Annotated in this window: 2 protein-coding genes and 2 pseudogenes; 1 reads left to right on the top strand and 3 read right to left on the bottom strand. The window is 67.3% G+C overall.

The features are described 5' to 3' along the window. A pseudogene (locus tag WBV89_RS00645) lies at positions 1 to 236 on the bottom strand (hypothetical protein); the annotation flags it as partial. A gap of 90 nt (positions 237 to 326) precedes the next feature. Between WBV89_RS00645 and WBV89_RS00640 the strand changes: the two are divergent. Next, a complete protein-coding gene (locus WBV89_RS00640) occupies positions 327 to 1874 on the top strand; it encodes a DHA2 family efflux MFS transporter permease subunit (RefSeq protein ID WP_423979411.1) in 1548 nt (515 codons plus the stop codon). Between the two features lie 32 nt (positions 1875 to 1906). Here the strand turns inward: WBV89_RS00640 and WBV89_RS00635 are convergent, their stop codons facing one another. Together WBV89_RS00635 and WBV89_RS00630 are read right to left on the bottom strand one after the other, a co-directional pair. Beyond that, the gene (locus tag WBV89_RS00635) at positions 1907 to 2884 is read right to left on the bottom strand and encodes a magnesium and cobalt transport protein CorA (protein ID WP_423979410.1); all 978 of its coding nucleotides are present in this window, start codon (positions 2882 to 2884) and stop codon (positions 1907 to 1909) included. Between the two features lie 62 nt (positions 2885 to 2946). Further along, positions 2947 to 3071: pseudogene (locus WBV89_RS00630) on the bottom strand (M20 family peptidase); the annotation flags it as partial.

The raw sequence follows: 3071 nt of genomic DNA, 5'->3' as shown, positions 1-3071 counted from the left end.
TCGACGAGCCGCGCCACCTGGCGGCTTGCGGTCGAGACGCCGACACCTGCGGCATCGGCGAGCACGGACAGACGCGCCGGCGCGAACTCGTCGACACGAGCGAGCATCACTGCGCCCGCCCGTTCGATGTCCACACCGGCGGCTCGGTTGATCGTCCGATTCCCACGCGGATCGTTGGCACGGCGAACCAGCGTGATCAGCGCCTCTTCGATCGTCGAGATGGTATCGGTCGACATCGCCACAGTGTAGAACGCCTGGTAGTTTAGATGGTTGCACGAACCAACTATCTGTCGAACGGCCATGCCCCGGCCGGGAGCTGAGCGCCGATGACCGAACTCGACCACGACGACGTCCACTCCGATCGCAGCGACGAGCGGCCGACGGAGGATGCGGGCGACGGATCGATCTGGGGTGTCCCGTACCGCTGGGTCGCGATGTGCGTGGTGCTCTTCGGAGCGTTCATGGTGGTCCTCGACACCACCGTCGTGAACCTGGGTCTCCCATCGCTGCAGCGAGATTTCGACACCGTCGACGGCGTCGAATGGGTCGTCACCGCCTATCTCGCAGCCGTCGGTGTCGCCCAGATGATCAGTGGCTGGGCCGCCGACCGGTTCGGGCACAAGCGGGTGTTCATCATCTCCATGGCGCTGTTCACGGTCTCGTCGGCGGCGTGCGCCCTGGCGCCGACGCTCGGTGTGCTGGTGGCAGCGCGGGTCGTCCAAGGAGCCGGCGGTGGGCTGATGATGCCGGTCGCGATGGCGATGATCTATCTCCTGTTCGACCCGCACGAGCGCGGCAAGGCGCTCGGCTACTTCGGGATCGCCGTCATGGCCGCTCCGGCGATCGGACCCGTCCTCGGCGGCGGCGTCGTCTCGTCGGTCGGCTGGCGATGGCTGTTCCTGATCAACATCCCGATCGGAATGATCGGGATCCCCGTGGCACTCCGACTGCTCACCGACTCGGGATACCGAGACCGACGCCGACTCGATCGCGTCGGGCTGGCGCTCAGCGGTGTCGGACTCGCGGTGCTGCTGATCGGGTTCTCGAGGGGTGCATTCTGGGGATGGTCGAGCCCTGCCGTGCTGGCGATGCTCGGCGGCGGCGCACTTCTGCTGGTGTTGTTCACGGTGCGGACCCTGCGCATCGACGCTCCGCTCATCGACATGCGGATCCTGGCGAACCCGGTGTTCGCCGTCGGCATGGCCACGGTCGCCCTGCTGACCATCTCCCAGTACACGCGGCTCGTCTATATCCCACTCGAACTCGGCGGCCTTCGCTCGATCTCGGAATTCAACATCGGCCTGACGATGCTGCCGTCCGCGATCGGCATCGCCATCACGATGCCGATCGGTGGACGGTTGACCGACCGGGTGGGCGCCCGGATCCCGGTCACGATCGGGGCGGCCATCCTCGGTGCCTCGTTCGTCGCCCTCGCGCGCCTGACGGTCACCACCTCCCTGCCGACGATCGCGTTCATCCTGTTCGTCGGCGGCCTCGGCAGCGGGCTCGCGATGATGGCACCGAACATCGTCGCGATGAACTCGATCGATGGTCGCAAGGTCTCGCAGGGAACGGCGCTGAGCCAGACCTCACGCCAGGTCGCGGCGGCCATCGGCGTGTCGATCATCGCGTCGATCTTCGCCTCTCATCGTCCCGATGTCGCGGCCGGTTCGGCTGCGACCGCCGAGGGTCTCGAGCCCTACCGGCTCGTGTTCCTGGTCGCCACCGGACTGCTCGTCGCGGCCGTCGTCGTCGCGCAGTTCCTGCCGGGAAAGACCAAGGCGCTCCGGCTACAGGCCGATCGGCAGGCCGAGCTCGACGCGACCGGACTCGAGAACGCCGACCGGCAACCGACGACCCCGATCGAACACTGATGTCGTGGTGCGGCCGCGCGATTCGCGGCGCGCTACAGCCAGCCGCTGCGGCGGAACGCACGGTGCAGCGACAGGCAGGCGACGAACATGATGCCCAGCACCACCGGATAGGCGTACTGGTCGTCGAGTTCGGGCATGTGGTCGAAGTTCATGCCGTAGATGCCGGCGATCATGGTCGGCACGGCGGCGATCGCGACCCACGCCGAGATCTTGCGCATGTCGTCGTTCTGGCGCAGGTTCACCTGTGTCGCGTTCGCGGCGAGCGCGCTGGCGATGAGATCGCGCAATGTGTGGAGCTGATCGAGCTGACGGAGCAGGTGGTCGACGACGTCGCGGAAGTACGCGTCCCAATCGTTCTGACCGCGCACGATCCGATCCGCGCGCAGCAGCGCCATCGCGGCGCCGAGTGGTTGGAGTGCGCGATGCAGCCGCAGCATCTCGCGCTGGAGGAAGTACATCCGCTCGATGAGGTCGGAGCCGCGCTCCCGGTCGTCCTCCGCGAACACCGCCAGCTCGACTTCGCTCACGTCGTCGTCCAAGCCGGCGAGCACGGCGTCGTAGGAATCGACGACTTCGTCGATCACCGCGTGCACCACCGACACCGGGCCGTCGTCGAGCGCCTCGGTGCGGGTCTCGAGGCGTCGGCGAGCCTCGACGAGTGGGGATGGGCGTCCGCGTCGGATCACCACGACCGACTCGGCGTCGCAGAGGACCTGGATCTCTCCGAATTCGACCGTCTCGGGATCGTCGACGTAGTGGGCGGTGTGGAGGACGAGCAGCAACCAGTCGTCGTATCGTTCGAACTTCGGTCGCTGCTTGGCGTTGACCGCATCCTCGACGGCCAGCGGGTGCGGCTCGAACACCGAGAACAGTGTGTCGAGCTCGGCTGCGCCCGGATCGTGGACCCCGGCCCACACGAAGCCGTCGCCGGTGTGGGCGCGATCGACGAGGTCTGCGAGGTCACCCTCCTCGATTGCTCCGTCGGCGTAGTGTCGAGCGTTCACGAGCATGGTCGACGTGACTCTATTCCGGCCGACACTCCCGCCCGTGGAGGGTCTCGGCCCCGCTGCTGTCAGGCTCGCGGAGTGGAGACGATTCCGTCGACCAGGTTCGCGATGAGCGCGGCGCGTTCGGGCATCGTCGACACGATGAGGTGTTCGGTGTCGGCGTGCGCTCCCCCGCCGACCGCCCCGAGAC

Origin of the sequence: Ilumatobacter sp. (assembly GCF_049588435.1) — a bacterium.
Lineage (GTDB): Bacteria > Actinomycetota > Acidimicrobiia > Acidimicrobiales > Ilumatobacteraceae > Ilumatobacter_A.
The sequence above is the reverse complement of the archived record's forward strand: the minus strand, read 5'-3'. Positions and strand labels throughout refer to the sequence as shown.

Excerpts from the sequence above, each read along its gene's own strand:
- WBV89_RS00640 (WP_423979411.1), top strand. The coding sequence starts at position 327 with ATGACCGAACTCGACCACGACGACGTCCACTCCGATCGCAGCGACGAG.
- WBV89_RS00635 (WP_423979410.1), bottom strand. The coding sequence starts at position 2,884 with ATGCTCGTGAACGCTCGACACTACGCCGACGGAGCAATCGAGGAGGGT.